This window comes from Peteryoungia ipomoeae, assembly GCF_004912165.1.
Classification (GTDB): Bacteria; Pseudomonadota; Alphaproteobacteria; order Rhizobiales; family Rhizobiaceae; genus Allorhizobium; species Allorhizobium ipomoeae.
In genome coordinates this window covers 452,679-478,546 of record NZ_STGV01000002.1, presented here as the reverse complement: position 1 = coordinate 478,546, position 25,868 = coordinate 452,679, and the positions used below count along the sequence as shown (strand labels likewise).

At 59.6% G+C, this 25,868-nt stretch carries 26 protein-coding genes; 14 read left to right on the top strand and 12 right to left on the bottom strand.

Annotated elements, in window-relative coordinates:
• Positions 1–16 precede the first annotated feature (16 nt).
• Positions 17–640, bottom strand: a complete 624-nt coding sequence (locus FAA97_RS08775; RefSeq protein ID WP_136598147.1) for a TetR/AcrR family transcriptional regulator — start codon at positions 638–640, stop codon at positions 17–19.
• A 132-nt stretch (positions 641–772) separates the two neighbouring features.
• Here FAA97_RS08775 and FAA97_RS08770 point away from each other — a divergent pair, with 132 nt between their 5' ends.
• Complete coding sequence (locus FAA97_RS08770) at positions 773–2,809, top strand: NADH:flavin oxidoreductase (RefSeq protein ID WP_136598146.1); 2,037 nt, start codon at positions 773–775, stop codon at positions 2,807–2,809.
• 73 nt (positions 2,810–2,882) lie between these two features.
• Here the strand turns inward: FAA97_RS08770 and FAA97_RS08765 are convergent, their stop codons facing one another.
• Together FAA97_RS08765 and FAA97_RS08760 are read right to left on the bottom strand one after the other, a co-directional pair.
• The gene (locus tag FAA97_RS08765) at positions 2,883–3,962 is read right to left on the bottom strand and encodes an FAD-binding oxidoreductase (protein ID WP_136598145.1); all 1,080 of its coding nucleotides are present in this window, start codon (positions 3,960–3,962) and stop codon (positions 2,883–2,885) included.
• Positions 3,952–5,205 carry an aromatic ring-hydroxylating oxygenase subunit alpha gene (locus FAA97_RS08760; protein WP_136598144.1) on the bottom strand — a complete coding sequence of 418 codons (1,254 nt, stop codon included), beginning with the start codon at positions 5,203–5,205 and terminating at the stop codon, positions 3,952–3,954. Before FAA97_RS08760 ends, FAA97_RS08765 begins: the two co-directional genes overlap by 11 nt.
• A gap of 131 nt (positions 5,206–5,336) precedes the next feature.
• On the opposite strand from FAA97_RS08760, the gene FAA97_RS08755 reads away from it, so the two are divergent.
• The 6 genes from FAA97_RS08755 to ngg all read left to right on the top strand — a co-directional run bounded on the left by FAA97_RS08755 (position 5,337) and on the right by ngg (position 12,715).
• The gene (locus tag FAA97_RS08755; RefSeq protein WP_136598143.1) at positions 5,337–6,242 is read left to right on the top strand and encodes a LysR substrate-binding domain-containing protein; all 906 of its coding nucleotides are present in this window, start codon (positions 5,337–5,339) and stop codon (positions 6,240–6,242) included.
• A gap of 118 nt (positions 6,243–6,360) precedes the next feature.
• Positions 6,361–6,732 carry a hypothetical protein gene (locus FAA97_RS08750; protein WP_246041375.1) on the top strand — a complete coding sequence of 124 codons (372 nt, stop codon included), beginning with the start codon at positions 6,361–6,363 and terminating at the stop codon, positions 6,730–6,732.
• Between the two features lie 91 nt (positions 6,733–6,823).
• Positions 6,824–7,507, top strand: a complete 684-nt coding sequence (locus tag FAA97_RS08745; protein WP_168800960.1) for a helix-turn-helix domain-containing protein — start codon at positions 6,824–6,826, stop codon at positions 7,505–7,507.
• 36 nt (positions 7,508–7,543) lie between these two features.
• On the top strand, positions 7,544–8,956 hold the full coding sequence (locus FAA97_RS08740; RefSeq protein ID WP_136598140.1) for a PepSY-associated TM helix domain-containing protein: 1,413 nt from the start codon (positions 7,544–7,546) through the stop codon (positions 8,954–8,956).
• 188 nt (positions 8,957–9,144) lie between these two features.
• Entirely contained in the window at positions 9,145–10,917 is a 1,773-nt protein-coding gene (locus FAA97_RS08735) for an N-acetylglutaminylglutamine amidotransferase (protein ID WP_136598327.1), read from the top strand.
• Between the two features lies 1 nt (position 10,918).
• A complete protein-coding gene (ngg, locus tag FAA97_RS08730) occupies positions 10,919–12,715 on the top strand; it encodes an N-acetylglutaminylglutamine synthetase (RefSeq protein WP_168800959.1) in 1,797 nt (598 codons plus the stop codon).
• 50 nt (positions 12,716–12,765) lie between these two features.
• Here ngg and FAA97_RS21435 read toward each other — a convergent pair whose 3' ends face one another.
• Positions 12,766–13,140, bottom strand: a complete 375-nt coding sequence (locus FAA97_RS21435; protein WP_136598139.1) for a YegP family protein — start codon at positions 13,138–13,140, stop codon at positions 12,766–12,768.
• Between the two features lie 229 nt (positions 13,141–13,369).
• The gene (locus FAA97_RS08720) at positions 13,370–13,675 is read right to left on the bottom strand and encodes a putative quinol monooxygenase (RefSeq protein ID WP_136598138.1); all 306 of its coding nucleotides are present in this window, start codon (positions 13,673–13,675) and stop codon (positions 13,370–13,372) included.
• A gap of 98 nt (positions 13,676–13,773) precedes the next feature.
• Here FAA97_RS08720 and FAA97_RS08715 point away from each other — a divergent pair, with 98 nt between their 5' ends.
• Positions 13,774–14,130: a winged helix-turn-helix transcriptional regulator gene (locus FAA97_RS08715; RefSeq protein WP_136598137.1), complete on the top strand. Its 357-nt coding sequence runs from the start codon at positions 13,774–13,776 to the stop codon at positions 14,128–14,130.
• A gap of 27 nt (positions 14,131–14,157) precedes the next feature.
• Here FAA97_RS08715 and FAA97_RS08710 read toward each other — a convergent pair whose 3' ends face one another.
• The gene (locus tag FAA97_RS08710; RefSeq protein ID WP_206109986.1) at positions 14,158–14,505 is read right to left on the bottom strand and encodes a winged helix-turn-helix transcriptional regulator; all 348 of its coding nucleotides are present in this window, start codon (positions 14,503–14,505) and stop codon (positions 14,158–14,160) included.
• Between the two features lie 71 nt (positions 14,506–14,576).
• Between FAA97_RS08710 and FAA97_RS08705 the strand changes: the two genes are divergently transcribed.
• Positions 14,577–15,389: an NAD(P)H-binding protein gene (locus FAA97_RS08705; protein ID WP_136598136.1), complete on the top strand. Its 813-nt coding sequence runs from the start codon at positions 14,577–14,579 to the stop codon at positions 15,387–15,389.
• A gap of 40 nt (positions 15,390–15,429) precedes the next feature.
• Here the strand turns inward: FAA97_RS08705 and lepA are convergent, their stop codons facing one another.
• From lepA to FAA97_RS08690, 3 genes are all read right to left on the bottom strand, one after another.
• Entirely contained in the window at positions 15,430–17,253 is a 1,824-nt protein-coding gene (lepA, locus tag FAA97_RS08700) for a translation elongation factor 4 (protein WP_136598135.1), read from the bottom strand.
• Between the two features lie 75 nt (positions 17,254–17,328).
• Positions 17,329–18,204, bottom strand: a complete 876-nt coding sequence (locus FAA97_RS08695) for a carbon-nitrogen hydrolase family protein (RefSeq protein WP_136598134.1) — start codon at positions 18,202–18,204, stop codon at positions 17,329–17,331.
• The gene (locus FAA97_RS08690) at positions 18,201–18,794 is read right to left on the bottom strand and encodes a GNAT family N-acetyltransferase (RefSeq protein ID WP_136598133.1); all 594 of its coding nucleotides are present in this window, start codon (positions 18,792–18,794) and stop codon (positions 18,201–18,203) included. Before FAA97_RS08690 ends, FAA97_RS08695 begins: the two co-directional genes overlap by 4 nt.
• A gap of 81 nt (positions 18,795–18,875) precedes the next feature.
• Between FAA97_RS08690 and FAA97_RS08685 the strand changes: the two genes are divergently transcribed.
• Positions 18,876–19,286: a ketosteroid isomerase-related protein gene (locus tag FAA97_RS08685; protein WP_136598132.1), complete on the top strand. Its 411-nt coding sequence runs from the start codon at positions 18,876–18,878 to the stop codon at positions 19,284–19,286.
• Between the two features lie 70 nt (positions 19,287–19,356).
• On the opposite strand, the gene FAA97_RS08680 is transcribed toward FAA97_RS08685, so the two are convergent.
• Positions 19,357–19,587: a DUF2171 domain-containing protein gene (locus FAA97_RS08680; protein ID WP_136598131.1), complete on the bottom strand. Its 231-nt coding sequence runs from the start codon at positions 19,585–19,587 to the stop codon at positions 19,357–19,359.
• A gap of 154 nt (positions 19,588–19,741) precedes the next feature.
• On the opposite strand from FAA97_RS08680, the gene FAA97_RS08675 reads away from it, so the two are divergent.
• Positions 19,742–21,433 (top strand): FAD/NAD(P)-binding protein, encoded by a 1,692-nt coding sequence (locus FAA97_RS08675; RefSeq protein WP_136598130.1) that lies wholly within the window; start codon positions 19,742–19,744, stop codon positions 21,431–21,433.
• Here FAA97_RS08675 and FAA97_RS08670 read toward each other — a convergent pair.
• Positions 21,418–22,161 carry an MOSC domain-containing protein gene (locus FAA97_RS08670; protein WP_168800958.1) on the bottom strand — a complete coding sequence of 248 codons (744 nt, stop codon included), beginning with the start codon at positions 22,159–22,161 and terminating at the stop codon, positions 21,418–21,420. The two genes, FAA97_RS08675 and FAA97_RS08670, sit on opposite strands and share 16 nt — an antisense overlap.
• 110 nt (positions 22,162–22,271) lie before the next feature.
• On the opposite strand from FAA97_RS08670, the gene FAA97_RS08665 reads away from it, so the two are divergent.
• The 3 genes from FAA97_RS08665 to FAA97_RS08655 all read left to right on the top strand — a co-directional run bounded on the left by FAA97_RS08665 (position 22,272) and on the right by FAA97_RS08655 (position 24,662).
• Positions 22,272–22,844, top strand: coding sequence for a helix-turn-helix domain-containing protein (locus tag FAA97_RS08665; RefSeq protein WP_136598128.1), 573 nt, complete (start codon positions 22,272–22,274; stop codon positions 22,842–22,844).
• A 3-nt stretch (positions 22,845–22,847) separates the two neighbouring features.
• Complete coding sequence (locus FAA97_RS08660; protein WP_136598127.1) at positions 22,848–23,387, top strand: GNAT family N-acetyltransferase; 540 nt, start codon at positions 22,848–22,850, stop codon at positions 23,385–23,387.
• 246 nt (positions 23,388–23,633) lie between these two features.
• Entirely contained in the window at positions 23,634–24,662 is a 1,029-nt protein-coding gene (locus FAA97_RS08655; RefSeq protein WP_136598126.1) for a histone deacetylase family protein, read from the top strand.
• Positions 24,663–24,737: 75 nt separating this feature from the next.
• On the opposite strand, the gene FAA97_RS08650 is transcribed toward FAA97_RS08655, so the two are convergent.
• Positions 24,738–25,835, bottom strand: coding sequence for a TRAP transporter substrate-binding protein (locus tag FAA97_RS08650; protein WP_136598125.1), 1,098 nt, complete (start codon positions 25,833–25,835; stop codon positions 24,738–24,740).
• Positions 25,836–25,868: the final 33 nt, after the last annotated feature.

Below are 25,868 nucleotides of genomic sequence, written 5' to 3'. Positions count from 1 at the left end.
AGGTTTGCGCGTTGCGTCAATCGCTTCTATGGCGTGCGATGAAGCGGTCCATTTCGGATTTCGTCGGATACTCGCCGGTAAAAACGTTGATGTAGTTGGGAATCCGCTGCAGGCGGAGATCGATGTCTTCCTGGGTCTGCATCGAGATATAGCCGATCTGCACAAGGTACAGCGTTCTCGATCTGACATCGGCATCGTCGGCCGAGTTTCCAAAACGCTGGAACATGGATTTCAGTGCAGCCAGACGCAGTTGATCGGCGGCCTGCACTTCGGCCAGTATTTCCGGAGATTGGAGGGCCCAGCTGCGCATTGCGAATTCGAATCGGGAATCGAACAGGCCTGTATCGAGCCAGCAGTCGAAGACATTGAGCGTGGCTTCACAGGCCGTCTCGGCATAGGCGCGCGCCTGGCTGATGAGGTTGCCAGTGTTCTTGAGCCGCCATCTGTCGACAAGGGCTGAGAGCAGCGCCTCACGATCCTTGAAAAACCAGTAGAAGCTCGTGCGCGATAGCCTTAGCCTGGCAGCGAGCGGCTGTATTTTTACCGCATCGACCCCGCCTTCGAGCAATGCCTCATAGGCGGCGTCCAGCCAGCCTTCGGCTGAGCCCCGCCAGCCGCTGTCGTTTGAAGTCCGTTCCATGCACCACCTGTAGGTCAGCGCCCCGATCCGTGCAATGCGCTCCATGGTGAAATGTACGTCAGTGTCTGTGAAATTGACATTACTGTACATTTTGCCATAGTCGCGCATGCCCTCGAACAATGGAGCGATGTGATGTCCGGTGATCCACTCCTGCAACCCTTCAAGCTGAAGCATCTCACGCTGCGAAATCGTATCATCGTCACCTCGCATGAACCGGCCTATCCGGAAGACGGAATGCCAAAAGAGCGTTATCGCGCGTATACGGTCGAGCGCGCCAAGGGAGGCGTGGCGCTGACGATGACGGCAGGCTCGGCAGCGGTCTCCAGGGATAGCCCGCCCGTCTTCAACAATCTGCTTGCCTACAAGGACGAGATCGTACCGTGGATCCGGGAAATGACCGATGCGGTTCATGATCAGGGCTCGGCGATTATGATCCAGTTGACCCATCTCGGGCGGCGGACGCGATGGGACAAAGGTGACTGGTTGCCGGTCCTGGCGCCGTCACACCACCGCGAAGCGGCGCATCGCGCTTTCCCGAAAAAAATCGAAGACTGGGATATTGAAAGGATCATCCGCGATTTTGCGGATGCCGCCGAACGCATGAAAGCCGGTGGCATGGATGGGGTTGAACTGGAGGCCTATGGCCATCTGATCGATCAGTTCGTGTCACCGCTCACCAACGAACTCGACGGTCCCTATGGCGGCGAGCTTGAGAGCCGGATGCGTTTCTGTCTCGACGTCTTTGCAGCCATGCGCAAACGGGTCGGCGAAGATTTCATCCTCGGCGTGCGCTACACGGCGGATGAGACTTTGCCGGGCGGAACGCACAAGGCGGATGGCCTTGAGATCTCGAGGCGCCTCAAGGAAAGCGGCCTGATTGACTACCTGAACGTCGTGCGCGGTCACATCGATACGGACCCAGGGCTGACCGATCTCATCCCGATTCAAGGCATGGCGAATGCACCGCATCTGGATTTTGCCGGCGAAATCCGCGCTGCGACGAATTTTCCGACCTTTCACGCCGCCAAGATACCGGATGTTGCCACCGCCCGTCATGCCATCGCATCCGGCAAGGTGGACATGGTCGGCATGACCCGCGCCCACATGACCGATCCCCATATCGTCCGCAAGATCATTGAAAAGCGGGAGGAGGATATCCGCCCATGTGTTGGCGCCAACTATTGTCTTGACCGCATCTATCAGGGCGGGGCAGCCTTTTGCATCCACAATGCCGCAACCGGTCGCGAAGAGACCATGCCGCACGTCATCCCGCGCGCTCCAGTCAGGCGCAAGGTGGTGATCGTCGGTGCCGGGCCGGCGGGCCTTGAGGCGGCCAGGGTTGCCGGAGAGCGCGGCCACGATGTCGTGGTTTTCGAAGCCGCAAGCCATGCCGGCGGCCAGATCAGGCTGACGGCACAAAGTCCGCGCCGACGGGAAATGATCAGCATCATCGACTGGCGCCTGGCGCAATGCGAAAAGCACGGCGTCATCATCCGCTACAACACTTGGGCAGATGCCGAGACGATCAGCGCGGAGGAACCCGATGTCGTGATCGTCGCCACCGGCGGGTTTCCCCATACCGACATTCTCTCGGCCGGCAATGACCTCACCGTATCCTCCTGGGATATCCTTTCCGGCGACGTGAAACCCGGCAACAGCGTGCTCGTCTTCGATGACGCAGGCGACCATGCCGGCTTGCAGGCTGCTGACATCCTGGCTGCTGCCGGTGCACGGGTCGAGATCATGACGCCGGATCGCAGCTTCGCACCGGAGGTCATGGCAATGAACCTCGTGCCCTACATGCGATCGCTGCAGAAGAGGGACGTCACGTTTACCGTGACCTATCGCCTGCAAAGCGTCGAGCGGCGCGGCAACACATTGGTGGCGCGCATTGGCAGTGACTACGGCGATATCGACCGGGAACAGATCGTCGATCAGGTGGTGATCAACCACGGCACCATTCCCCTCGATGACCTCTATTTCGAACTGAAACCGCAATCATCCAATCTGGGAGAGGTCGACTACGACGCGCTTATCAGCGGACAGCCTCAGAAGGTTTCGAGAAACAGCGAGGGCCGCTTCCAACTGTTTCGTATTGGCGATGCCGTTGCCGCTCGCAACACCCATGCCGCGATCTATGACGCCTTGCGGCTGATGAAGGATCTCTGAGGCGAGGAGGCCAGCAATAATGAAGGGCGCCAACTTGCGGCGCCCTTCATTGCACTGTTCGCTCTTTTTTGGCCTAACGCTCGATCACAAGGTCACTCAACGGTTTCGAGCAGCAAGGCAGGAAAAGCCCGGCGTCGATCTCGCGCTGCCGGATGCCGCCGCCATGCTGCATGTCGACCCGACCGCTTGTCAGTTTCGACTTGCAGGTGCCGCAAATGCCGTTGGCGCAGGACGAGGGTATACGAATGCCGGCCTTCTTTGATTGCGAGAGCACGGTCTGGTCGGCAGGCACGCTGATCGAACGGCCCTGCTTGCTGAACGAGACTTCGAACGTCGCAACGGTTTCGCCATTGTGCGCTTCGAAGAGAACGTCCTCGATGGCTGCAGCATCGAAGCTCTCCTCGATGTAGCATGTTTCAGGAACGCCCATGCTGCCGCAGATCGACCGGGCTGCAGCCATGAAGGGTGCGGGGCCACAGCACATCACAACCCGTCTGGATATGTCGGGAACCGCAAGGGCCAGAAGTTCGGCCGAGATCCGCCCGGACACACCGTGCCACGAGCGTTCCGTCGAGATGTCCTCCGGCAGAAAAAACAGCCGCAAGCCTTTCATTCGCCGTGCAAGGAGTGACAGCTCCTCGCGAAAGACGAGATCCTGCGGGCTGCGGCCGGCATGGAGGAACACGACATCAACGGGGTCAAGCCGATCGGCCAGCTCTCGCAGCATCGACATGACTGGCGTGATGCCTGATCCACCCGAAAGAAAGAGATAGGATGGGGCCGGGGGTCTGACGAAGCGTCCCAACGGGCCGCTCGCCTTGATCTCCATGCCGACTTGCATGCTGTCATGCATCCAGTTGGAGACTTTGCCTCCGGCCACGCGCTTCACAGTCACGGTAATCGCACCCGCTCTCAGCGGCGAGGAGGAGATGCTGTAGCAGCGGCCGTTTTCTTCGCCATCGATGTCCGGCTCGAAAAGGAAATACTGTCCGGCTGTAAAGTGGATCGACTTGCCCTCTGGTGCCCGGAAGGTGAAGCTTTTGACGTCATGCGTTTCGGCATGGACATCAATGCATGTCAAAATCGAATCCACATCCGGATCCCAACAGCTCGATGGCCTCTGGCCTTCTCGGTCGGCGAGTTCAATAGCCATGGGCACGCATCCGGTCGACATACCAGGTTGCGAAGTCATCCAGTGCCTTCTCGCTAAATGGCGAGTAAGGTCCCGGCTCATAGGCGGGATCAGACACCCCTTTGTGGGAAATGCGGACCAGATCGGAATCCTGGTTGGTCGTCTCGATCCAGACATGAGTCAGCTTGTGCAGGTCATAGTCGACGCCTTCGACGGCATCCTTGTGAACCAGCCATTTTGTCCGAACCAGCGTCCGATCGGCAGATAGCGGAATAACCATGACGGTTACGGCATGGTCTCCCATAAAGTGGTTCCATGCGTTGTGGCCCCAAAGATGGACATCGCCCAGGTCCTTGCGTGTCATCGACCCGAGCAATTTCGAGGAGGCAGCCGTCGCATCTTCCGTTTGAGATTCGCCAGCACCGGCGATGATCAGCCGTTGCGTTCTGAAGTTCGTTGCGCAGTCCCGCGTCTGTTCTACGGTCTGAGAGGGAAAGCCCTCTTCCTCCCACTGGCGCGTTCGCTCGGCGTACATTGCGAAATGTTCCTCGGCGATCGCTCTGTCTTCCGCAGTCAGGCTGTCGGGATCAAATCCGAAATCGAGATCGATGAATGAGACACACAGCTCCGGATGGTTGGCGGAACAGTGGTAGCACTCGCGATTGTTCTCCATCGCAAGCTTCCAGTTGCCCTCTTCGATCACGTCGACCTGATGCGCAATCCGCGTGTTGCGCAGATCGTAGGGCTGAAGGCGCGGCTCCATGACCTCCGCCAACCGGTCGATATCGGCTGGGGCTTCATCGGAGAGGCAGACATAGATCATCCCGCCGATGGAGCGAAACTGGACCGGCTTCAGGCTACGACAGCTCTTGTCGAAGTCCTGGCCCATGTGTGGCGCGTGGGCAAGTTCCCCTGATAGCTCGTAGGTCCACTGGTGATAGGGGCACACGAGTTTCGACACGATGCTGGGACCCGCTTCCAGAAGCCGCGCACCCCGGTGTCGGCAGACATTGCGCACCACGCGGATCTGTTGGTCGTCATCGCGCAGCAGGATGATGCTGGTCGCGCCTATGTCGATTGCCATCACATCGCCCGGCTCCGGCACTTCGCACTCAAGCCCGACATAAATCCAGTGATGGTGAAAGAAGACATCAAGATCGGCCTTGAACACATCTTCACGGGTGTAAAGGCCGGCCGGCAGGGAATGGCCCGCCGCGCGCTGGTCGAGGAGGCTTGAAATGGGGGAGGAAAAACTGTTCAGCATGCATAACCCCGATCATGGAAGATCATTGATGATCGCAGTCTTGCTTGCCTTTTCAACTCTACAAAAAAGCTGCGTTGACATTACCTGAAGGAATGCGAAGCTCGACCATCGCCCGTGTCGTGTGAGGTCTGATGAAGAGTTTGCGCAGGACGCTGCCATCGCTGACGTCGCTGACCGTTTTCGAGGCCGCGGCCCGCCTTGGAAGCTTCACCCGTGCGGCCGATGAGCTCGGCGTCACGCAGGCGGCCGTCAGTCGGCAGATCCATGCGCTTGAGGGCGAGTTCGGTGCGGCCCTTTTCCTGCGCCACCACCGAAAGGTTGTGTTGACAGACAAGGGACGCATTCTGGCGACGGCCGCAAGCCAGGCATTTGCGCTGCTTGCGGACGCTGCGTCGGAACTGCGCAGGGAAGAGGCGGAAGACGAGCTTACCATCTCGGCGACAGTGGCGTTCTCGCAATTCTGGCTGTTGCCGCGCATCTCGCGTTTTGCTCGCGCCCATCCCGAGATCCGTCTGCGCATTGTCTCGCAGGACGTCATGCCGGCGCTAGATGAGGACGACGTCGATGTCGCCATCCGGTTTGGCGCGGGCGATTGGCCCCACGCGGATACCGAACTTCTTTTCCGCGACGAGGTGTTTCCGGTCTGCAGTCCGGATTTCCTTGCCGCTCCCGATCAGGTCAATAGCCCCGCCGACCTCCTCGAGTTTCCGCTGATTTCCAACCACACGGAGGATCCGCTCTGGATGGGCTGGCAGGACTGGCTCGCAGCATTCGCCGTGGTTACGCCGCGCAAGATCCAAGGGTTCCGCTGCAGTTTCTACACGGAGGCGATCTATGCGGCCTTGAATGGTCAGGGCATAGCGCTCGGTTGGAAGCAGCTAGTCGAGGATCTTCTTGCGCAGAAGCGACTGATCCGCCTGACCGATGCGTCGGTTACGCCGAAAGGCGCATACTACGTCGTCGTGCCCCGAAAGAAGCAAAAGCGATCGCTCGAGGTTTTCCTGGGCTGGCTGCGCATGACCATCGACACACAGTGATCGCTCAATCTGAAAGTCATCACTCTTGCGACAGATCGCACACTTGTGAGTGATCAGGCGCGATGCTATCGGTCGGCCGCTTAGGGGGAAATTTATGGGCTTGGCGGGCCGAATCAGGATGGATAGGGTGACACGCATCGTCTGCGTGATCGCGCTCCTGTTCCTTGGACTTGCGCACAGGCCTCCGGCAGCATCCGCGACCATGCTTTCCCCCGCAGAAATTGCCGCTCTGGTGCTTCCCGATGGAACGCTTCCTGAACTCTGCCTCCCCGGCGCGGATGCAGACGGGAAGGTCAAGCCGCATGCCGCCAAGTCCGACTGCGAAGCCTGCCAGATCAGCGCCACGGCTCTGTTGCTCGATCGTGCCGACACTGTTGGCATAAGGCTTGCCGCAGCCAGCGAAACGGTTCTGCCAAAGCCCGTCGAGGCGCATTACCGCCAGCTCTTCCCACCCAGCAGCGCTCCTCGCGCCCCGCCCGTTTCAGCCTGACCGACAACCGACCGTGCCTTGCGCGGTCATTCGTCAATCAGGCCGGGGCACGTGCACATTGGGCATGTCCGGTCGACATCGGATGTTACCCATGCTGCAAATTCTCGCCCATGCCGGTGAGGCGCCAATCGTGCCGCCGCCTTCGCTCTCTCGCACTCTCGACCGACAATCGCAAAAAGACACGGTGAGCCAACTCCTGCCGTCCCGCACTGTTGTCTTTCTCGAGGGTTTCGCCCGCTCGCCCTGCTACCGAGTGGTGGATGGCTGCGTCGCGACATATCAGACCCTCTCGGACGGTCGCCGCCAGGTGATCGATCTGGCTGGACCTGGACGTATCGTTGGTCTTGGTGCGGGCGATCGCAATCGTCACTCGGCGGAGACCCTCGGCTTTTCAAGGCTTGAGGTCGTCGTTGAGCCGCTGGCCGCGCGCGATCTGGAGGTCGCGCTTACCGAAACCCTCGCTCGCTCGCAGGCCCTTGCCATGCTGCTTGGTCGGAAGACCGCGCCAGAGCGTGTGGCCTCGGCAATTCTTGATCTCGCGGGCCAATTCGGTCGACCGGCGCGGCACAAAAGGCGCGGCACCGTGACATTCCATCTTTACCCGACCCGGACCGATCTCGCCGATTGGCTCGGCCTTACCGTCGAGACGGTAAGCCGCTGCTTCACCCGCCTCAAAAAGGCGGGCCTCATCGACATCCAGCACAACGATCTCGTCACGCTTCTCGAGCCTGCCAGACTGGCTCTGGTCGCAGCCGGCGATTGCGCGCTGTCCTGATTTTTTCATCTACCCCCAATTTGAGGTATCCCAGACATGTCTGTCGCTCTCGACCATTCCGCTCCTTCGGCAAAAGCCGCAGGCCTTTCGCGTCGCTTCTACATCACCGCATGGCGTTGGCATTTTTATGCCGGTCTCTATGTCGCGCCCTTTCTCATCATGCTGGCGGTCACCGGATTGATCATGCTTTGGACGGTCACCCTTTATGGCCGAGACGGGGAGAAGACCTACACGGTGACGCCGCAGGCAAACGTTGCGGCCGTTTCGGTTCAGGCCGAAGCCGCCGTGCGCGAGATCCCTGGCCAGATCATCCAGTATATTGCACCTCGTAACGCCGAACAGGCATCACTCTTCCGGATCAATCAGGGGGATCGTTCCTTCATGGTGGCGATCGATCCGTACGCCGCGGAGGTGCTTGGCCATTGGGATCGACGCAACGGTCTCTATGACCTTGCCAGCACCATTCACGGTACCTTGCTCATCGGTACGCTCGGCGACTACCTGATCGAAATCGCCGCCGGCTTCGCAATTATGCTCGTCGTCACAGGTCTCTACCTCTGGTGGCCGCGCGACGGTCGTGGCTTCGGCTCCGTGCTTGCCCCGCAATTCACCGCAAAGGGCCGCCAACTGTGGAAGTCGTTGCATCTTTCGATCGGTTTTTATGTCTCCCTGCTGCTCGTCGTCTTTCTGTTGTCGGGTCTCACCTGGGCCGGAATCTGGGGTGAAAAATTCACCCAGGCCTGGAGCACTTTTCCGGCAGAAAAGTGGGACAACGTGCCCCTCTCGGACAAGACCCATGCCAGCATGAACCACAATGGCATCAAGGAGGTGCCGTGGACTCTCGAACAGACGCCGATGCCTGCCTCCGGTTCTGACGCGGGCGTGAGCGGTACACCGGAAGGCCAGCCTGTTACGCTCGATGCAATCGTGGTACTCGCCCGGACCCTCGGTTTCGATCAACGCTTCCAGCTCGCTTTCCCGGGTGATGAGACGGCTGTCTGGACTATCGCCCGCGACACGATGAGCAATGACAGCGCCAATCCGTTGATGGACCGCACCGTCCACATCGACCAGTACACTGGCCGCATCCTCGCTGATGTCGGCTTTGCCGACTACGGCATCGCCGGCAAGGCGATGGCTGCTGGTATCGCCTTTCATGAAGGGGATATGGGCCTCTGGAACCTGATCCTGGTCACGGTGTTCTGCCTGTCGATCATCTTCCTGTCAGTGAGTGGCTTCGTGATGTGGTGGAAGCGCCGACCCAAGGGGGCCACCCGCCTGGTTGCGCCTTCTGCCACTGAGCCTGGCCCAATGTGGAAGACAGGCGCCATCGTCATGCTCATCGTATCACTGCTGTTCCCGTTAAGCGGCGCCGTCCTTGTGACCGTTCTGGCTCTCGACTTCATCCTGTTGCGTCACGTGACCCGGATTAAGAAAATCCTGAGCTGATCTATCACATCGGGGCGGCCTCTCTGGGCGGGGGAGGCCGCCGCCGTTCTTCTCAACGGCTGGAATTATTTTGGAACAATGGAACCGTTCGGCCATTTGCAAAACATGTGACCGGTTGGCCGACGATCAATCATCGGCTTGCCGGCCCGTTTTCGTTTGGTCGTCTAACGGAGGTTTCAGCCCAGTTCATGTGTGGCATTTGTGGAGAAGTGAAGTTTGACGGGACATCCCCGTCGGTGAGCGCGGTTTCGACTATGGCGGATGTCCTTGCTCCGCGCGGACCGGATTCGGCTGGCGTCGTGGTCCGCGGAAATGTGGGCCTCGGTCATCGGAGATTGCGCATTCTCGACCTCTCCGAGAAGTCACAGCAGCCGATGATCGACCCGGATCTTGGCCTGTCGCTGGTCTTTAATGGTTGCATCTACAATTTTCGTGAACTGCGCGCCGAGCTTGAGACCAAGGGTTATCGCTTCTTCTCCGATGGCGATACAGAAGTCATTCTCAAGGCCTGGCACGCCTGGGGCACAGCCTGCGTTTCACGCTTTCACGGCATGTTTGCGTTCGTCATTCATGAGCGTGAAACCGGCCGCGTCGTGATGGCGCGCGATCGGTTTGGCATCAAGCCTCTCTATCTCGCCGAAGTGTCGGGCGGACTTCGATTTGCCTCCTCGCTTCCGGCCATCGTCAAGGCGGGCGGCGTCGACACGTCGATCGATGTGGCAGCACTTCACAATTACATGAGTTTCCACGCGGTGGTCCCGCCGCCACGCACGATTTATGCAGGCGTGCGCAAGCTGCCGCCAGCGACAATCCGAGTTTACGAGCGGGACGGCAGTTTCAAGGATTCCCGCTATTGGGATACGCCATACACGCGCCGGCCTGAAGATCGCTCCGTCACCCGCGAGGAGTGGCAGGAGCGCCTCCTTGAAGCCCTCAGCCTCGCTGTCAAGCGCCGGATGATTGCCGATGTGCCTGTCGGCGTTCTGCTCTCGGGCGGTGTCGATTCGAGCCTTATCGTCGGTCTTCTGGCGGAAGCCGGCCAGACAGGGCTGATGAGCTTCTCCGTCGGTTTCGAGGAAGCCAATGGTGAGAAGGGCGACGAGTTCGTTTATTCCGACCTGATCGCGCAGCGTTTCGGCACCGACCACCACAAGATCTTCGTGCCCTCCGCTGATCTAATGGACGCCCTGCCGGGTACGATTGCCGCCATGTCGGAGCCAATGGTCTCTTACGACAATGTTGGCTTCTACCTGCTGTCCAAGGAAGTGTCGAAACACATCAAGGTCGTACAGTCAGGTCAGGGCGCCGACGAAGTTTTTGGCGGCTATCACTGGTATCCACCACTGGTGGGTTCTACGGACGTCGTGGCAGACTATGGTCGCGCGTTCCGTGACAGGTCACACGAAACTTTGAAAACTCAACTCCAGGCACGCTGGATTGGTGAGGACTTCAGTGGCGATCTGCTGCGTGAACATCTGTTGCGCGAAGGCGCCGATACGCCGGTGGACGCAGCACTTCGTCTCGACAGTTCCGTCATGCTCGTCGATGATCCGGTCAAGCGTGTCGACAACATGACCATGGTCTGGGGCCTGGAGGCGCGTGTGCCGTTCCTCGATCACGAACTGGTCGAGCTTGCCGCTCGTATTCCGCCTGAAGAAAAGCTGCGGGACGGTGGAAAGGGTATCCTGAAGGACGTTGCCCGAAAGGTTATTCCATCGGAGGTGATCGACCGCAAGAAGGGGTATTTCCCTGTACCCCAGCTGAAATATATCGCTGGACCTTATCTCGATATGCTGCGCGATGCGTTGTCATCGCGCGCCGCCCAGGAGCGGGGCCTGTTTCAAAAAGACTATATCGATCGCCTCATCGCCGACCCGGCGTCGCATATCACGCCGCTGCAGGGATCCGAATTGTGGCAGGCGGGCCTGATCGAAATGTGGCTGCAGGCCCAGGAGGTTTGACTTGAGCAACCCGCAGAAGAAGGCCACAAGCTTGACACGCAAGCCGCGGCGCGGCAGCGCGCTCTCCCATCGCCTGACACGGCTCCGGTCGCCGGGCGATAGTGGTTATGGCCAGGGCGTTAGGGAAGAAGCCGAAGCACCGGCGCGAAACATTGCGCTTGATTGCGGCTGGGGACGTCTTCTTTTCACCCAGACTTTTGATCGCTACGCTGATCTTCTTGAGGCACTGAGGGAAGAGGCGCTCGATGCGCGCGATATCGCCTTTCATGTGCGCGATCCGCATGTGCTCCTCGCCCAAGCGCCGCTGGAAATCTTTCTCGACCCCTCGCATACATTTCGTCTCGATCTATCCACATATCGCGCAGGCGGTCGTCGCCCGCGCGGCGTGACCATCCGCAGGCTCGCATCCGAGACAGATGCTGCTGGTATCAACGCCGTTTACGCTTCCTGCGGCATGATCCAGGTGCGCGAGGATTTTTTCGCTGGCGAGCGGGACAATCGTCCCGTCACCTATTTTGTCGCCCAGGACGACGCAACCGGGCAGATCATCGGCACGGTCACAGGCATAGATCACCAGCGGCTGTTCGATGATCCCGAGCGCGGTGCCTCGCTTTGGTGTCTCGCGGTCCACCCGCAGGCGAGGCAACCCGGCATCGGTGAAGGATTGGTGCGCACACTGGCCGAACATTACCAGGCGCGTGGCATTGCTTACGTCGATCTTTCGGTGCTGCACGATAACGAAAAGGCGATTGGTCTTTACGAAAAGCTCGGCTTTCGCCGGGTTCCGCTCTTTGCCGTCAAGCGCAAGAACGCCATCAACGAAAAATTCTTCGCCCAACCCGTCGAAGGCTATCAAAGTCTCAACCCGTATGCCCGCCTGATCGTTGATGAAGCGCTTCGCCGGGGTATTCATGTCGAGGTGACCGATGCTGAAGGCGGCTTCTTCCGCCTCATTCATGGTGGCCGGACCATTCACTGCCGCGAAAGCCTGTCCGATCTCACATCATCGGTGGCCATGTCGATTTGCGACGACAAGGCGGTAACCCGCCGTTTCGCCGAAGCAACTGGTCTGAGTGTTCCGCAGCAGCTGTCTGCAGACGCGTCCGCTGACGAGAAGCGTGCATTCCTGGAAGCCCATGGCAAGCTGGTCGTGAAGCCGGCCCGTGGTGAGCAGGGCCGGGGCATATCGGTTGGCATATCGACGATGGACGCCCTGGATGCCGCCATCCGCCAGGCCCGCCAGGTATCCGATCGTGTGCTGCTGGAGGCATGTTTTGAAGGCGAGGATCTCCGTCTCGTCGTCATCGACTACAAGCTCGTCGCTGCCGCCGTCCGTCGCCCACCCCGGGTGGTTGGCGACGGACGCTCGCCGATCCGCAAATTGATCGAACAGCAATCACGCCGTCGCGCCGCTGCCACAGGCGGGGAAAGTCGCATCCCGGTTGATGCCGAAACAAAGCGCTGCCTCGCAGAGCAGCAGCTGGACCTTGAGATGATCCTGGAGGAGGGGCGGGAGATCACTGTCCGCAAGGCCGCCAATCTTCATACGGGCGGCACGATCCACGATGTAACCGCAACGGTCCATCCCGATCTCGTCGACGCAGCATGCCGGGTGGCGAAGGCCATCAAGATCCCGGTCGTCGGTATCGATTTCATGGTTCGGGATCCGGCGGAGCCCGACTATGTCTTCATCGAAGCCAATGAACGACCGGGTCTCGCCAATCACGAGCCACAGCCTACCGCCGAGGCCTTTGTCGACCTGCTCTTTCCGGGGAGCCGCTATCCCGTTGTGCGGTAAGTGCCGCGAAAGAAAGGTCCAACCGACTTAGAGCCTTTCCCATCCTTTGGTCAGGAGGCGTCAGCTGCTTCATCAAGCGGCGCCTCTGCGACGCGCTGTTGAATGGATGCAATGCAGCTCTTGGCGCTCGATTTCGACTTGTAGGTTTCAGAGCGCACCATGATCTCGCCGTTCGCCGCGCGAAACCGCACAAAGCTCTCGCCATTCTTGGCTTCATCGATCTCGAAGCGATAGCCGCTGCCGGTTTCCTGTTTGGTCAGGTCGACGACGGCAGCTCCCGGCGCATTCTTCTTCAGCGACTCGACACAATTCTTCGCACTCGCCTTGGAAGCATAGTTTTCCGACCATACCATGACTTCGGAATTGTAGACGAACTGAACCCGAAACTCGCTCTTTTCGGTCTTGACGATTTTGAACTTGTGCATGCCCGTCTCCCTTCAAGCATCGTTTGAAATGCGGTCGCGTTGTGATGCTAACGTGAGCCCGGGGCACGAGCAAGGCGGGTTTGAAGCGCCTTGCAAGTTGAAAGCTTTGGCAGTTCGTCGGACACGATGATCCTATGCCGATTGGGTTCCGGGCACGCGATGCCGTCGATTGCGCTCCTCGAGCCGCGATATTTTAATCGCACTTTCTGGCTCAACTGGCGGCACGCACTTATCGGTGCCAGACAACATCGGTAGACTGATAATGCCGCATCTCCGCGATTTCTCCGATGAAAGGTCGGATGGCCGCGAGGAATGGCGGAAAATGCGGACCTTTGCGAAATCCTTGCAGGTGGTCTTCCGTCGAGGTCCAGAGAATGCGAAGCGTCAAGCTCCTGGGCTCTTCCACGCAATGCGATAGCTCATAGCCGAGGCACTGTGGTGCTTGCTGAAGCTGATGGCTCGCCTGGCGATAGGCGGTGACCAGTTCGTCCGGCTGATGTTGCTTGAGTTCGTATCGGATATATTCAACGATCATAGGGTGCTCCTGTTCGGGTCTGCTAGGCATGGTGGCAGAATGCCGAGAAGGGGCAAGAGCTTACCGTAACGTAAGTGCTATGCGCAGAAGGGGGTGTGATGGCCATCGACAAGATCCTGGAGTGTCCCGTCATGGAGACGATCAAAGTGATGGGCGGCAAGTGGAAGCCGCGCATTCTCTGGCATCTGCGGGAAGGCCCTGCCACCTTCGGTGATCTCCGGCGTGTGGTCGGCGTCTCGGAAAAGGTTCTCACCGAAAACCTACTGGCCTTGGCGCGTGACAACATCGTGTCCCGCACCCCGCTCAGGCATGGCGACATGGTCTATGTCGAATACGGTTACACGGACTATGGCCGATCACTGCTGCCGGTGCTGAATGCCATGGGCAATTGGGGGCTGGCGCACACCGGCCAGGCGCAAGGGGTGGCCATTCAATCGCGTGGCCGCGCGTCATAAGCATCCCGCGCGGCAAGGATAACGGCCTTATTGTCGCGACCAGTTGACGAGACCAGCGGTCAGTCGCGCAAAATCCACGCCTGTCCTGCTCAACGAATATGTGACGGAGGGCGGGTTTGTTGGTTCAACATGCCGGTGAACCAGCCCGTCTCTCTCAAGCCGGCGCAATGTCAGCGTCAGCATGCGCTGTGTAACGCCTGCGAGCGCGCGTTCGATTTCGCGGTAGCGGCGCGGGCCGGCCGACAGCTCGGCAATCGCCATGACGGTCCATTTCTCACCGAGACGATCAAGCGTGAGACGAAGACCGCAATCCTCATGGTGAGGGGCGCCGCAAGGTTCGAGCGTCTCGATATCGGGCTGCGGTGCGGCGAACATCAATGTGCCTCCTTACGTCGTTCCGGTGGTCGCAATAAATAGATGCGCCCTCAACGAAAAGGACGCAACCCATGATACTGCTCACCGGCGGCTCCGGCCAACTCTCCTCTCTCATTGCACAACGAGCCCGCGCGGCCGCACTCGATATCCGCATTGGCAGCCGTAGGGCAGACGAGACGGATGAGAGCCGACGCCGCGTCGATTTCGATGATCCGCATACGCTGGACTTCAGGGGCATCGACACGCTCATGATGATCTCTGCCGGTTACGCCGAAGACGACGTCGTCATTCGCCGACATGACGCAGTGATTGCAGCCGCGATCCAGTCCGGCGTTCGTCATGTTGTCTATACGAGCCTGAGCGGATCAGGCGACCATCTCGCGTTTGCGCTCGCCCACCGATGGACGGAGAAGCGTCTGAAGGGCAGTGTCCTTCACTGGACCATCTTGCGCAACGGCCTCTATGCCGAGCTGATCGGGGCCTTGGCAGCACCGGTGGATGGTGAAATCCGCGCACCCTTTGGCACGGCCCCTATTTCACCGGTGGCACGAGAAGATCTGGCCGATGCCGCCATGGAAGTGCTGAAGGCGCCAGCTGCCCATGCCGGCAGAACCTACGAGTTGTCGGGCGTCAAAGCCTGGAGTGTTGCCGATCTGGCGGAGGCGCTGGGCGCGTCATATCGACCATCCAGCCTCGAAGCCGCGCGTGCGTCGCTGGCAAACGCACCGCTCAAGCCTTTCCAGCCGCCCATGCTGATGTCGATCTATTCCAGCGCGGCAGCGGGCTTTCTGCAGACGCCGAGCACGGACCTGCCAGCACTCCTCCTTGCGCCGCCGCGGGAGACCTTGGCAATCGCTGCCGCGGCTGCGGGCGCGTCCGGGTGACAATGTGCAGGCGGGAGCCTTTTTAGAAGGCTCCTTGCCCTTACTCGTCGCTCATCTTCAGCGCTGCAATAAACGCTTCCTGCGGGATCTCGACCTTGCCGAACTGGCGCATGCGCTTCTTGCCGGCCTTCTGCTTGTCGAGCAGCTTGCGCTTGCGGCTCGCGTCGCCGCCGTAGCACTTGGCGGTCACGTCCTTGCGCAGCGCCGAGATGGTTTCGCGGGCGATGACATTGCCGCCGATCGCGGCCTGGATCGGGATCTTGAACATGTGCTTCGGGATCAGGTCCTTGAGCTTTTCGCACATGTCGCGGCCGCGCTTCTCAGCTGCCATGCGGTGTACCATCATCGAGAGCGCATCGACCGGCTCGCCGTTGACGAGGATCGACATCTTGACGAGGTTGCCTTCGCGATGGCCGTCGAGATGGTAGTCGAAGGAGGCGTAGCCTTTGGAGATCGACTTCAGGCGGTCATAGAAATCGAAGACCACTTCGTTGAGCGGCAGCTCATAGGTGATCATCGCGCGCTTGCCGACATAGGTCAGTTCGGTCTGGATGCCGCGGCGATCCTGGCAAAGCTTGAGAATGCCGCCGAGATAGTCGTCGGGGGTGAGGATCGTCGCCTTGATCCACGGCTCGTGGATTTCAGAGATCTTGACGACGTCGGGCATGTCGGCCGGGTTGTGCAGTTCGCGCTCCGTGCCGTCGGTCATGAACAGCTTGTAGACAACCGAAGGGGCTGTTGCGATCAGGTCGAGATCGAATTCGCGCTCGAGACGCTCCTGGATGATTTCGAGATGCAGCAGGCCGAGGAAGCCGCAGCGGAAGCCGAAGCCGAGCGCGGCCGAGGATTCCATTTCGAAGGAGAAGGAAGCGTCGTTCAGGCGCAGCTTGCCCATGGCAGCGCGCAGATCTTCGAAATCGGCAGCGTCGACCGGGAAGAGACCGCAGAAGACGACCGGCTGCGCTGGCTTGAAACCCGGCAGCATCTTGTCGGTCGGGCGCTTGTCTTCCGTGATGGTATCGCCGACGCGGGTGTCAGCCACTTCCTTGATCGAGCCGGTGAAGAAGCCGATTTCGCCCGGACCGAGGCTATCAACGGTGACCATCTTCGGGGTGAGCACGCCCACGCGCTCGACCGCGTATTTCGCGTCCGTGCCCATCATGCGGATCGTCTGGCCCTTGGCGAGCACGCCGTCGAGCACGCGCACGAGAACCATGACGCCGAGATAGGTGTCGTACCAGCTGTCCACGAGCAGCGCCTTGAGCGGGGCCTTCTCGCCGCCTTCGCTCTTCGGCGCCGGCAGCTTGTGCACGATGGCTTCCAGCACGTCGGGAATGCCGAGGCCCGTCTTCGCCGAGATCAGCACGGCCTCCGAGGCGTCGATGCCGATGACTTCCTCGATCTGTTCCTTGATGCGCTCAGGCTCTGCGGCCGGCAGGTCCACCTTGTTGAGCACGGTGACCAGTTCGTGATTGTTGTCGATCGCCTGATAGACGTTTGCGAGCGTCTGGGCTTCGACGCCCTGGGAGGCATCGACGACGAGCAGCGAACCTTCGCAGGCCGAGAGCGAGCGCGAGACTTCATAGGCGAAGTCGACGTGTCCGGGCGTGTCGATCAGGTTCAGCACATAGGTCTCGCCATTGTTGGCCTTGTAGTGCAGGCGCACCGTCTGGGCCTTGATGGTGATGCCGCGTTCCTTCTCGATCTCCATGTTGTCGAGAACCTGCTCCGACATCTCGCGGTCAGCGAGACCGCCGGTCGACTGGATCAGGCGGTCGGCCAGCGTCGATTTGCCATGGTCGATATGGGCGACGATGGAGAAGTTACGAATATGGTCGAGAGGGGTGCGGGACGATGTGCTCATGGCACGCGCATATAGCAGCGACCAAACCAGACGCCTAGCGGGAAATTGTTGCGAGCCGCTGCAAATACGGGCTTTTTAGCGAAGAAACTGCTCCGGCCAGTCGCGGCGAGTGGCAACCTGGCCTTCTGTTCTAAGCCGCCGGACCATGTCGAGATCGATCTCGGTGATCAGCCAATGGCTTTGCTCAACGCTATCGCTGCCGCTTTCCGCGTAGATGCCAGAGGCAGGCATGCCATAGTCTGGCGGGACGTAGAGGGCCGCGCGGCCGCGGTTTTCGTCCATCGCCGGCGACCATGGGGCGGTGCCGGCAGTGGGCGATGCGAGCACGGCGATCTGGTTTTCAAGCGCCCGTGCCTGGGCGCCGATGCGCACCCGGTAGGCACCTGCCAGCGTATCGGTGCAGGAGGGGGCGAGGATGAGGTCGGCGCCTTGTTCTGCAATCATTCTCGCGAGCATCGGGAATTCGTTGTCGTAGCAGATCAGAATGCCGACTTTGCCGAGCGGAGTATCGAATACCTTCAATCCATCGACCGCAGCGGCAATACCCCATTGCTCACGCTCGAAGCGGGTCATGATGATCTTGTCCTGATACCCGATCAGGCCCTCGGGACCGAAGAGAAAGGCGCGGTTTCGGTATTGGCCATCCGGGTCAAGCACGGGGGCAGAACCTGGCTGCAAGACGATCCCGTGCGTGCGTGCGAGTTCCTCGCAAAGCTCGACCCAGGCCGGCATCAGGGGCTGGATGCCGGCAATCGAAGCGTGGAGATCGGAGCGGCTGTCCGCATCGAGTTGGCCGGCGAGCACCAGGCCCGCATATTCCGGCAGAAGCACAAGCTTTGTGCCCTGATTGACGGCTTCATGCACGAGTTGGGTGAGGTGAAGAACATAGTCTTCCCAGGTCTCGATGAGGTCGATCTTGTACTGGCAGGCGGCAAGGGTCAGTGCGGTCATGATTTCAGATCCCGGATCCAGAAGGAGAGGGGCTTTGGCGTTTCCACTGCGTCGTCCAGGTCCCGCCAGGTGAAGGTCGTCTTGAGCTCTGGGTGGTGGGTGTAGCCACGCTTGCCCCAGAAGGCATCGAGCGGCTGATAGCCGGCAGGCCGGCGCGGGTGATCCGCGGGGCGCTCCACGGCGCAGAAGGTGGCGTAGCGCAATCCGAGTTGTGCCGCTTGCCTCTCGCGCTCTTCAAAGAATTGAACGCCAATGCCCTGTCCGCGATAGGCGGAAAGCAGCACGCTTTCGCCGAAGTAGAAATAGGCGGCGGGGTCACGGTCAGAGGCAAGGAAGGGCGCCTTCACCTCATCCGTTTCGCCGGACATCGGCGTTCCCGTCGCCACACCGACGACCGTATCGCCGTCTCTCGCAATCACGAAGACCGAGCCTTCGGATCTGGCATAGGTGGACAGATAGGTCTGCTCATAGGCCGGGTTGGCTTCGTAGAGATAGGGAAAGTCGCGGAATACAGTCGCCCGCAATCGCGCGAGGTCGCCGAAGAAAGGCGTCGCGTCGCTGCCGGAATAGGATTGAATGCTAAGCGTCATAGAGTGTTTTCAGTCCGTTACCGAGTCGTTATATCCGTGGCTGACCTTCAAAGAAAGCAATTGCACGCCAAGGAGCACATAATGGCATCTGCCTCCAACACCATCCGCGCCTATTACGACGCCTTTAATGCCGGCGATATGGATCGTTTCCTGGAATTGCTAACCGAAGACGTCGCCCATGACATCAACCAGGGCGAACGTCAGGTTGGCAAGCAGGCCTTTGCGAAATTCATGGACCATATGAACCGCTGCTACCGGGAGGAGTTGACCGATCTCGTGATCATGGAAGGTCCTGATGGCACGCGCGGGGCGGCCGAATTCATCGTGAACGGTGCCTATCTTGCAACCGATGAAGGCCTGCCGGAAGCCAAGGGTCAGACGTATCGGCTGCCCGCTGGCGCCTTCTTCGAGATCCGTGACGGCAAGGTCGCTCGGATTTCGAACTACTACAGCCTGCCGGACTGGATCTCCCAGGTCGGCGGTTCGAACTGAGGCGCAACGCAAAAAGCCCTCACGTTGACACGTAAGGGCTTTGCAAGCGTCCAATCGTCGACGCTTGAGGTCAGTTCACCGACCAGTCGCGCTTGACGGCGTCGCCGTCCTTCGAGAGGTGAACATGCTGGTCGACGTGGTCGACCCAGTCGAGCGGAATGTAGTGGTGCTGACCGTCGGTGGAATCGTTCTTGGTCAGCTTGATGCGGCTCGAGCCGTCCATGTGGTCGACGGTGCCGACATGCGCGCCGTCGGCGCTGCGAACTTCCATGTGCTCACGGATCTGATCTGCAGAAATCATCGATTTTCTCCCTTCTGGTTGGACTGGCAGGAAAACGACGTCAGGAAGGCTTTGTTCCGATGCGTCGCAAAGCCGCCGCCGGGAACTTTTGCGCGCCGAAGTCATTTTATCGCAGCCGCGCATCACGCTCCAGGCGTGCATTGAAAGACCCATCATGTTACCGAGAATTGCTATTATCGGCACTGGCCCCACGGGGCTCTACACCTTTAAACGTCTGATCACCTCAAGCCTTCCTCTGGCGATTACGCTCTATGAGGCGGAAGGCGAGCCCGGCATGGGGACGCCCTACCATCCGGACATGAACGACCCCGCGATGCTGTCGAACATTCCGAGCATCGAGATTCCTGCCATGACCGAAACGCTGGTCGCCTGGCTCGGACGTCAGAGTGATGAAACGCTCGCCGAGATGGGCATTGTGCGAGACTTGATCGACGAGCGAGAGTTTTATCCGCGTGTCGTCCTCGGACGGTATATGCGCGAACAGTTTCTGACCCTCTGCCAACAGGCGGGAGACCAGGGTCACGATGTCACAGTCCTGAGCCGGCACAAGGTGATCGATATCGAGCTTGTTGGAGAGCAAGCGAGATTGCGAATCGCCAGTGCCGACGGGGAGCAGGATTCCTTCTTCGATCACGTCGTCATGGCGACAGGCCACAATTGGCCGGAGACGACTGAAACCCGCCCCGGTTACTTCGTCTCGCCCTGGCCGGCAAAATCGCTGCAGACTATCCGAAACATGCGCGTCGGCATTCTTGGCACGTCCCTGAGCGGGATCGATGCCTTGATGACTGTCGCGACCGCTCATGGCCTTTTCTATGAGGACGCCTCGGGCATTTTGCAGTACCAGCCGAGAGCTGACGCGGCGCATTTTTCCGCAGTGATGATGTCTCGCAAGGGGCTTCTCCCAGAAGCGGATTTCTATTGTCCGTTGCCGTATCTGAAGCCAAGGATTTGCACCGAAGAGGCGATCGATGCGTTGATCGAGACCGGCCGACATGATCTTCTCGATGATGTCTTCGAGCTGTTTCGCCAGGAGATTGCTGTGGCGGATCCGGCATACGCGGCGAAAATCGGCCTTTCTCAGCTCAGCGTCGAAACATTCCCGGCCGCCTATTATGCGGATCGGGTCAACTCCGATCCTTTTGTCTGGGCAGCGAAGAACCTGGCCGAAGTCGAGGACAACAGGAAGAAGCGGTACACGGTGCCGTGGCGCTATGCGATCCTGATCACGCATGAAATCATCGCAAAGGTCATCCCGCACCTCAACCAGGAAGACCTCCAGCGGTTTCACAAGTTCTTCAAGAGCATTTTCGTCGATGACTACGCCACAGTTCCCTTGACCTCGATCCGCCGGCTACTCGCCTTGTCACGGGCTGGAAGGCTCGAGATCCTGAAGCTCGGCGAGGATTATTCAATCAAGACGGCAGATGACGGCTTGGCGCGGGGCGCTGTGGTTTCTGTTGGCAACAATGACCATGTGTTCGATGCCTTCATCGATGCGACAGGCCAGGAAGCGCTCTCAGCAACGGATCTGCCGTTTCCAACGCTTGTGCAACAGGGTGCGGTCAAGGCTGCGCAGACGCCGACGGACAATGGGGGCCCGCTCCAGTCTACATCGCCTGAGTTGGTCAGGACCGGCGGGATTGAGGTGGACGAGGCCTATCGCCCGCGCGTTGATGGTAGAACCCATCGACAGCTACATTGTGCGGCAATCGCCTTCCTGTTGCACAAGGAGCCTTTCGTTCAAGGGATCACCAGTGCCCATGAGATCGGCGAAGCAGTGGCAAATGCTATCCTGCAGGATCTCGCAGAAGATGACAGGCCATTGCTTCAGGTTTCGGCGTAAACGAGATCGCCCGGTCGAAGGGTAATCTCCTGCCCAACTTCGGCGTAAACGCCAAGATGACGTTTATTGTGGCGCATGATGCTTCGCAGGATATCGGGATTTTCCTCAAGCCCCGGCTGGGCGATCATCGTCATGCCGCAGCGTCTGGCAGGCTCGGTCACGGATATGGGATTATTTCCGACGAAGAGCAGATTGCCGACCCAATCGTTTTCAATGAAGCCCTCCATGCCGTCTGTGTCGATGAGGATGGATGGCCGGAACCTCCGGGCGTCAAGCTCCGAACTGCCAAGGATTGCGCCGAGGGCTGCAAGTGAGCTGGTGGTCACCACATGCAGTGCCGCAGGCTCATAACGATTTGAAGTAATGGGAAACCTGATATCGGCGTGCACCGCCTTGCTGGCGTAGTAGCCCACGCGAACGCTAAATCCGAAGTAAGCCTCCAGCTTTGCGTTCAATGTGGGATCGTCCAGCCAGAAGCGCTCGCCCCCTGGAAAATGCAGCTGGGGCATGGCGGTTGCCGAACTGCTGTTGGCCTCCATGAAAAGAGCCGGGCGCCAGCGCGGCTCGCGTTCAGGTGCTGCGGCAAGGCCGGTCTCGGCGTCAAACAGCGCAAAGCGCCGATCTTCGGCAATGCCTCCCGGAGCGACGACGAGGCGTTCCTGTTTCTGCCCGCCAACGGAGCTTACCGGATAGGTCCAAACTTCCTTGATGCGGCCCACTGCCTGCATGGTCGCTCCTTCTGCTGCTGCGGATGATTTAAGCCGCGGCCGCTCGAACTGTTCCATTCAAGGCCAGGAAACCGATTGACATCCACTATGCAAGATGGAAATCTCTTATAATGGAAAGAGCTGAGAATTTTGACATCGACGTCGCGAACAGGGTCAGAGATCTTCGCATCAAGCGCGGGCTTACACTGGAGCAGTTGGCCAAGGCTTCCGGCGTCAGCCGCGCGATGATTTCGCGTGTCGAACGCGGTGAGGCAAGCCCTACGGCAGCGCTGCTCGCGCGCCTTTGTGCAGCCCTTGGAACGACGCTCTCGACATTTTTCGCCGATGAGCGCGTAGTCGCCAGGCCACTCTGCCGCGCCGGGGAACAGCCGCTCTGGCGTGACCCGGAGAGCGGTTATGTTCGGCGCTCTGTCTCGCCACAGGGCTTGGGAAGCTTGACGGACATTGTAGAGGTGGAGTTTCCGCCGGGTGCAGAGGTGCGCTTGCCGGGAAGCCTTTCGGCGCGAAACCAGACGCAATATGTCTGGGTCTTTGAAGGCGAAATCGAGATGGCGGTGGGGGACATCACTTATCACCTGGGCGCGGGCGATTGCCTGTTCATGAACGTTGCCGATGTTCATGGCTATCGCAATCGCTCGGAAAAGCCCGCTCGTTATGCCGTCATCATTTCCGTGGAGCCTTGAACGATGAACCAACCTATAATTGAGGTGCGTCTGCTCTCAGAACAGGAAGCGCATGAGCGGCTGGCCGATTTGACGGCAATCCTCGCCGATTGCATCGACGACAATGCCTCCGTGGGGTTTATGCGATCATTTGCGGTGTCTGAAGGGCATGCCTATTGGCGTGACGTGGCAACCAGCGTCGGGCGCCGCGAAATTCTACTTTACGGCGCTTTTCTCTCCGGCGCTCTCGTCGGCACGGTACAGGTCGGTTTTGCGTTGAAGCCCAATCAGCCCCATCGGGCGGATCTGATGAAGCTTCTGGTGCATCGCAGTGCGCGCAATCTTGGTCTCGCCCGTCGCCTGATGGCCGCTGCCGAGGAAGGGGCCGCTTCTTCCGGACGCTGGTTGCTCGTGCTCGACACGGCGAGGGGAGAGCTTGCCGAGCAGCTATACGATCGGCTCGGCTGGCAGCGCTCCGGCATCATTCCCGACTATGCGCTGTTCCCCGATGGGCGCTACTGCGACACCGTTGTCTTCTACAAATCCCTGCGCGCGTCACTCTAAGGAAGGCACCCAAAAAACGTCTGAGCCAACCGCTGGCTATAAGGCAGAGATCTGCTATGTCAGAGGAACGCTTGGCGTTCACGCATCCGTACGGAGAGCATCGTCGCCGAGCCGGACAATTTTCGGCGGGGGCCGGGGTAGGGGCGGTTTTCTTGGTCATCTGACCTGGAAAGCCGCCTCTTGTGTCTTGTGAGAGCCCATGCTGCAGGGCTAGGTTTGCTTCGGGAAAACCGAGGAAAACTCCATATGCGCGTATTCTACTCTGAAAAGCACAAATTGCGGGACGCTTTGACCGAGCTGCATGGTGGCCTGTTGGTTAAGCCATTCGAAGGTCCGTTTCGCGCGGAATGGATTCTCGCCGGTGTGCGAGAGGCGGGCTTCACCGATGTGCATGCGCCTGATGAACATGGTCTGGAAACGGCCTTGAAGGTCCATGATGCCGGTTATCTGGAATTCCTCCGCACCTGCTGGGACCGCTGGGAAGCGCATGGTTTCGAGGGAGAGGCGATTGCGACCTCCTTCCCCTGCCGGCGCAGCCAGACGGGACGTGTGCCCAAGAATATCGACGGCGCAGTGGGCTATTACACCAACTCGGCGGAAACGGCGATTACCAAGGGAACCTATGAGGCAGCGCTTGCCTCAATGGACGTCGCCCTCTCAGGTGCAGATTGGCTCTCCGAGGGCAATCGCTTTGCCTTCTCGCTCTGCCGCCCGCCCGGCCATCACGCCGGTATCGATCTCTTTGGCGGCTATTGCTTTATCAACAATGCGGCTGTTGCCGCACAGCGTCTTCTCGATCAGGGCATGAAGAAGGTCGCAATTCTCGACGTCGATTTTCACCACGGCAACGGCACCCAGGATATCACCTATCGACGCGGCGACATCTTTTTCGCTTCCCTGCATGGCGAGCCGCAGGATGCCTTCCCGTATTTCCTCGGCTACCCGGACGAAACTGGTGAAGGCGAGGGCGAAGGGCTGAACGCCAATTACCCCATGCCGCGCGGCACGCCCTGGGACGTGTGGTCAGCGGCGCTCGCGGATAGCTTGGAGCGGATCAAATCTTACGGCGCAGAAGCCATCGTGGTGTCGCTGGGCGTCGATACCTTCGAGCAGGACCCCATCAGCTTCTTCAAGCTAAAATCGCCTGACTATATCCGTATGGGCGACATGATCGCCGGCGCCGGCATTCCCGTTCTGACCCTGATGGAAGGCGGCTACGGCGTACCGGAAATCGGGCTGAATGTGGCCAATGTGCTGAAGGGGCTGGAGGGATAGTTTTCCTCGCTCCACAATGAAAGAGCCCGGGTAGAGATGCCCGGGCTCTTCTTGTTTGATGTGAGTGATGAGCGCTTAGAGCGTACCCTGCCGCTGCTGGATCATCTGGTAGGTGTCGAAGCTGTATTCTGCGACCTGGGACCAGAGGTAAGCATCCTGCTTGAAAGCCTGCTGGCTGTCATACAGCTTCTTAAACCACTCGTTCTTGCCCGACAGCTCTGCATAGGTCTCTTTCGCCGCCTTGTGGCAGACGTCAAGAATGTCGGAGGAAAAGGCGCGAAGCTGCGCGCCGCCGGCGACGAGTTCGCGAAGTGCCGCTGCATTCGACGCGTCGTAGCGGGCAAGCATGCGGGCGTTGGCTGCAGCGCAGGCGTCGGTCAGGATGCGCTTGTAGTTTTCCGGCAGGGAGTTGAACTTTTCCAGGTTGAAGAAGGCATGCACAACCGGGCCGCCTTCCCACCAGGCTGGATAGTAGTAGTAGGGCGCAACCTTGTAGAAGCCGAGCTTCAGATCGTCATAGGGGCCGACGAATTCGGTAGCATCGATCGTACCCTTCTCGAGTGCCGGATAGACGTCGGATCCCGCAATCTGCTGCGGCGTCACGCCAACCTTCGACATGATTTCGCCGGCAAGACCGGCAATCCGCATCTTCAGGCCCTTCAGGTCGTCAATTGTCTTGATTTCCTTGCGATACCAGCCGCCCATCTGGGCACCAGTGTTGCCGGCCGGCAGGGCGTAGAGCTTGTGGCCCGCGAGGAATTCGTTGAGCAATTCGTTGCCTCCGCCGGCTGTGAGCCAGGAATTGGTCATGCGGGCGTTAAGGCCGAAGGGTACGGCCGTGCCGAGCGCAAAGGCCGGGTCCTTGCCAATATAGTAATAGGCGCAGGTATGTCCCATTTCGATCGTCTGTTCGGACACTGCATCTGCAACCTGCAGCGGCGGCACGATTTCGCCGGCGGAAAAGACCTGGATCTCGAACTGACCGCCCGTCGCTTTCGAAACGCTCTCGGCAATATCGGTCGCAGCGCCGAAGATGATGTCGAGGCTCTTCGGGAACGAAGAGGCGAGGCGCCAGGTGATCTTCGGGTTTTCCTGGGCCAGGGCCGGTGCGGCGAGTGCCGCGGCACCTACGCCGGCGATCCCGGCCTGCTTGAAGAAGTGACGGCGGTTCATGGTGAATTTCCTCGGTCTGTCATGGCGGACGCG

Coding starts and splice junctions, on each gene's coding strand:
- FAA97_RS08775 (WP_136598147.1), bottom strand. CDS start 640: ATGGAACGGACTTCAAACGACAGCGGCTGGCGGGGCTCAGCCGAAGGC.
- FAA97_RS08770 (WP_136598146.1), top strand. CDS start 773: ATGTCCGGTGATCCACTCCTGCAACCCTTCAAGCTGAAGCATCTCACG.
- FAA97_RS08765 (WP_136598145.1), bottom strand. CDS start 3,962: ATGGCTATTGAACTCGCCGACCGAGAAGGCCAGAGGCCATCGAGCTGT.
- FAA97_RS08760 (WP_136598144.1), bottom strand. CDS start 5,205: ATGCTGAACAGTTTTTCCTCCCCCATTTCAAGCCTCCTCGACCAGCGC.
- FAA97_RS08755 (WP_136598143.1), top strand. CDS start 5,337: ATGAAGAGTTTGCGCAGGACGCTGCCATCGCTGACGTCGCTGACCGTT.
- FAA97_RS08750 (WP_246041375.1), top strand. CDS start 6,361: ATGGATAGGGTGACACGCATCGTCTGCGTGATCGCGCTCCTGTTCCTT.
- FAA97_RS08745 (WP_168800960.1), top strand. CDS start 6,824: ATGCTGCAAATTCTCGCCCATGCCGGTGAGGCGCCAATCGTGCCGCCG.
- FAA97_RS08740 (WP_136598140.1), top strand. CDS start 7,544: ATGTCTGTCGCTCTCGACCATTCCGCTCCTTCGGCAAAAGCCGCAGGC.
- FAA97_RS08735 (WP_136598327.1), top strand. CDS start 9,145: ATGTGTGGCATTTGTGGAGAAGTGAAGTTTGACGGGACATCCCCGTCG.
- FAA97_RS21435 (WP_136598139.1), bottom strand. CDS start 13,140: ATGCACAAGTTCAAAATCGTCAAGACCGAAAAGAGCGAGTTTCGGGTT.
- FAA97_RS08720 (WP_136598138.1), bottom strand. CDS start 13,675: ATGATCGTTGAATATATCCGATACGAACTCAAGCAACATCAGCCGGAC.
- FAA97_RS08715 (WP_136598137.1), top strand. CDS start 13,774: ATGGCCATCGACAAGATCCTGGAGTGTCCCGTCATGGAGACGATCAAA.
- FAA97_RS08710 (WP_206109986.1), bottom strand. CDS start 14,505: ATGTTCGCCGCACCGCAGCCCGATATCGAGACGCTCGAACCTTGCGGC.
- FAA97_RS08705 (WP_136598136.1), top strand. CDS start 14,577: ATGATACTGCTCACCGGCGGCTCCGGCCAACTCTCCTCTCTCATTGCA.
- lepA (WP_136598135.1), bottom strand. CDS start 17,253: ATGAGCACATCGTCCCGCACCCCTCTCGACCATATTCGTAACTTCTCC.
- FAA97_RS08695 (WP_136598134.1), bottom strand. CDS start 18,204: ATGACCGCACTGACCCTTGCCGCCTGCCAGTACAAGATCGACCTCATC.
- FAA97_RS08690 (WP_136598133.1), bottom strand. CDS start 18,794: ATGACGCTTAGCATTCAATCCTATTCCGGCAGCGACGCGACGCCTTTC.
- FAA97_RS08685 (WP_136598132.1), top strand. CDS start 18,876: ATGGCATCTGCCTCCAACACCATCCGCGCCTATTACGACGCCTTTAAT.
- FAA97_RS08680 (WP_136598131.1), bottom strand. CDS start 19,587: ATGATTTCTGCAGATCAGATCCGTGAGCACATGGAAGTTCGCAGCGCC.
- FAA97_RS08675 (WP_136598130.1), top strand. CDS start 19,742: ATGTTACCGAGAATTGCTATTATCGGCACTGGCCCCACGGGGCTCTAC.
- FAA97_RS08670 (WP_168800958.1), bottom strand. CDS start 22,161: ATGCAGGCAGTGGGCCGCATCAAGGAAGTTTGGACCTATCCGGTAAGC.
- FAA97_RS08665 (WP_136598128.1), top strand. CDS start 22,272: ATGGAAAGAGCTGAGAATTTTGACATCGACGTCGCGAACAGGGTCAGA.
- FAA97_RS08660 (WP_136598127.1), top strand. CDS start 22,848: ATGAACCAACCTATAATTGAGGTGCGTCTGCTCTCAGAACAGGAAGCG.
- FAA97_RS08655 (WP_136598126.1), top strand. CDS start 23,634: ATGCGCGTATTCTACTCTGAAAAGCACAAATTGCGGGACGCTTTGACC.
- FAA97_RS08650 (WP_136598125.1), bottom strand. CDS start 25,835: ATGAACCGCCGTCACTTCTTCAAGCAGGCCGGGATCGCCGGCGTAGGT.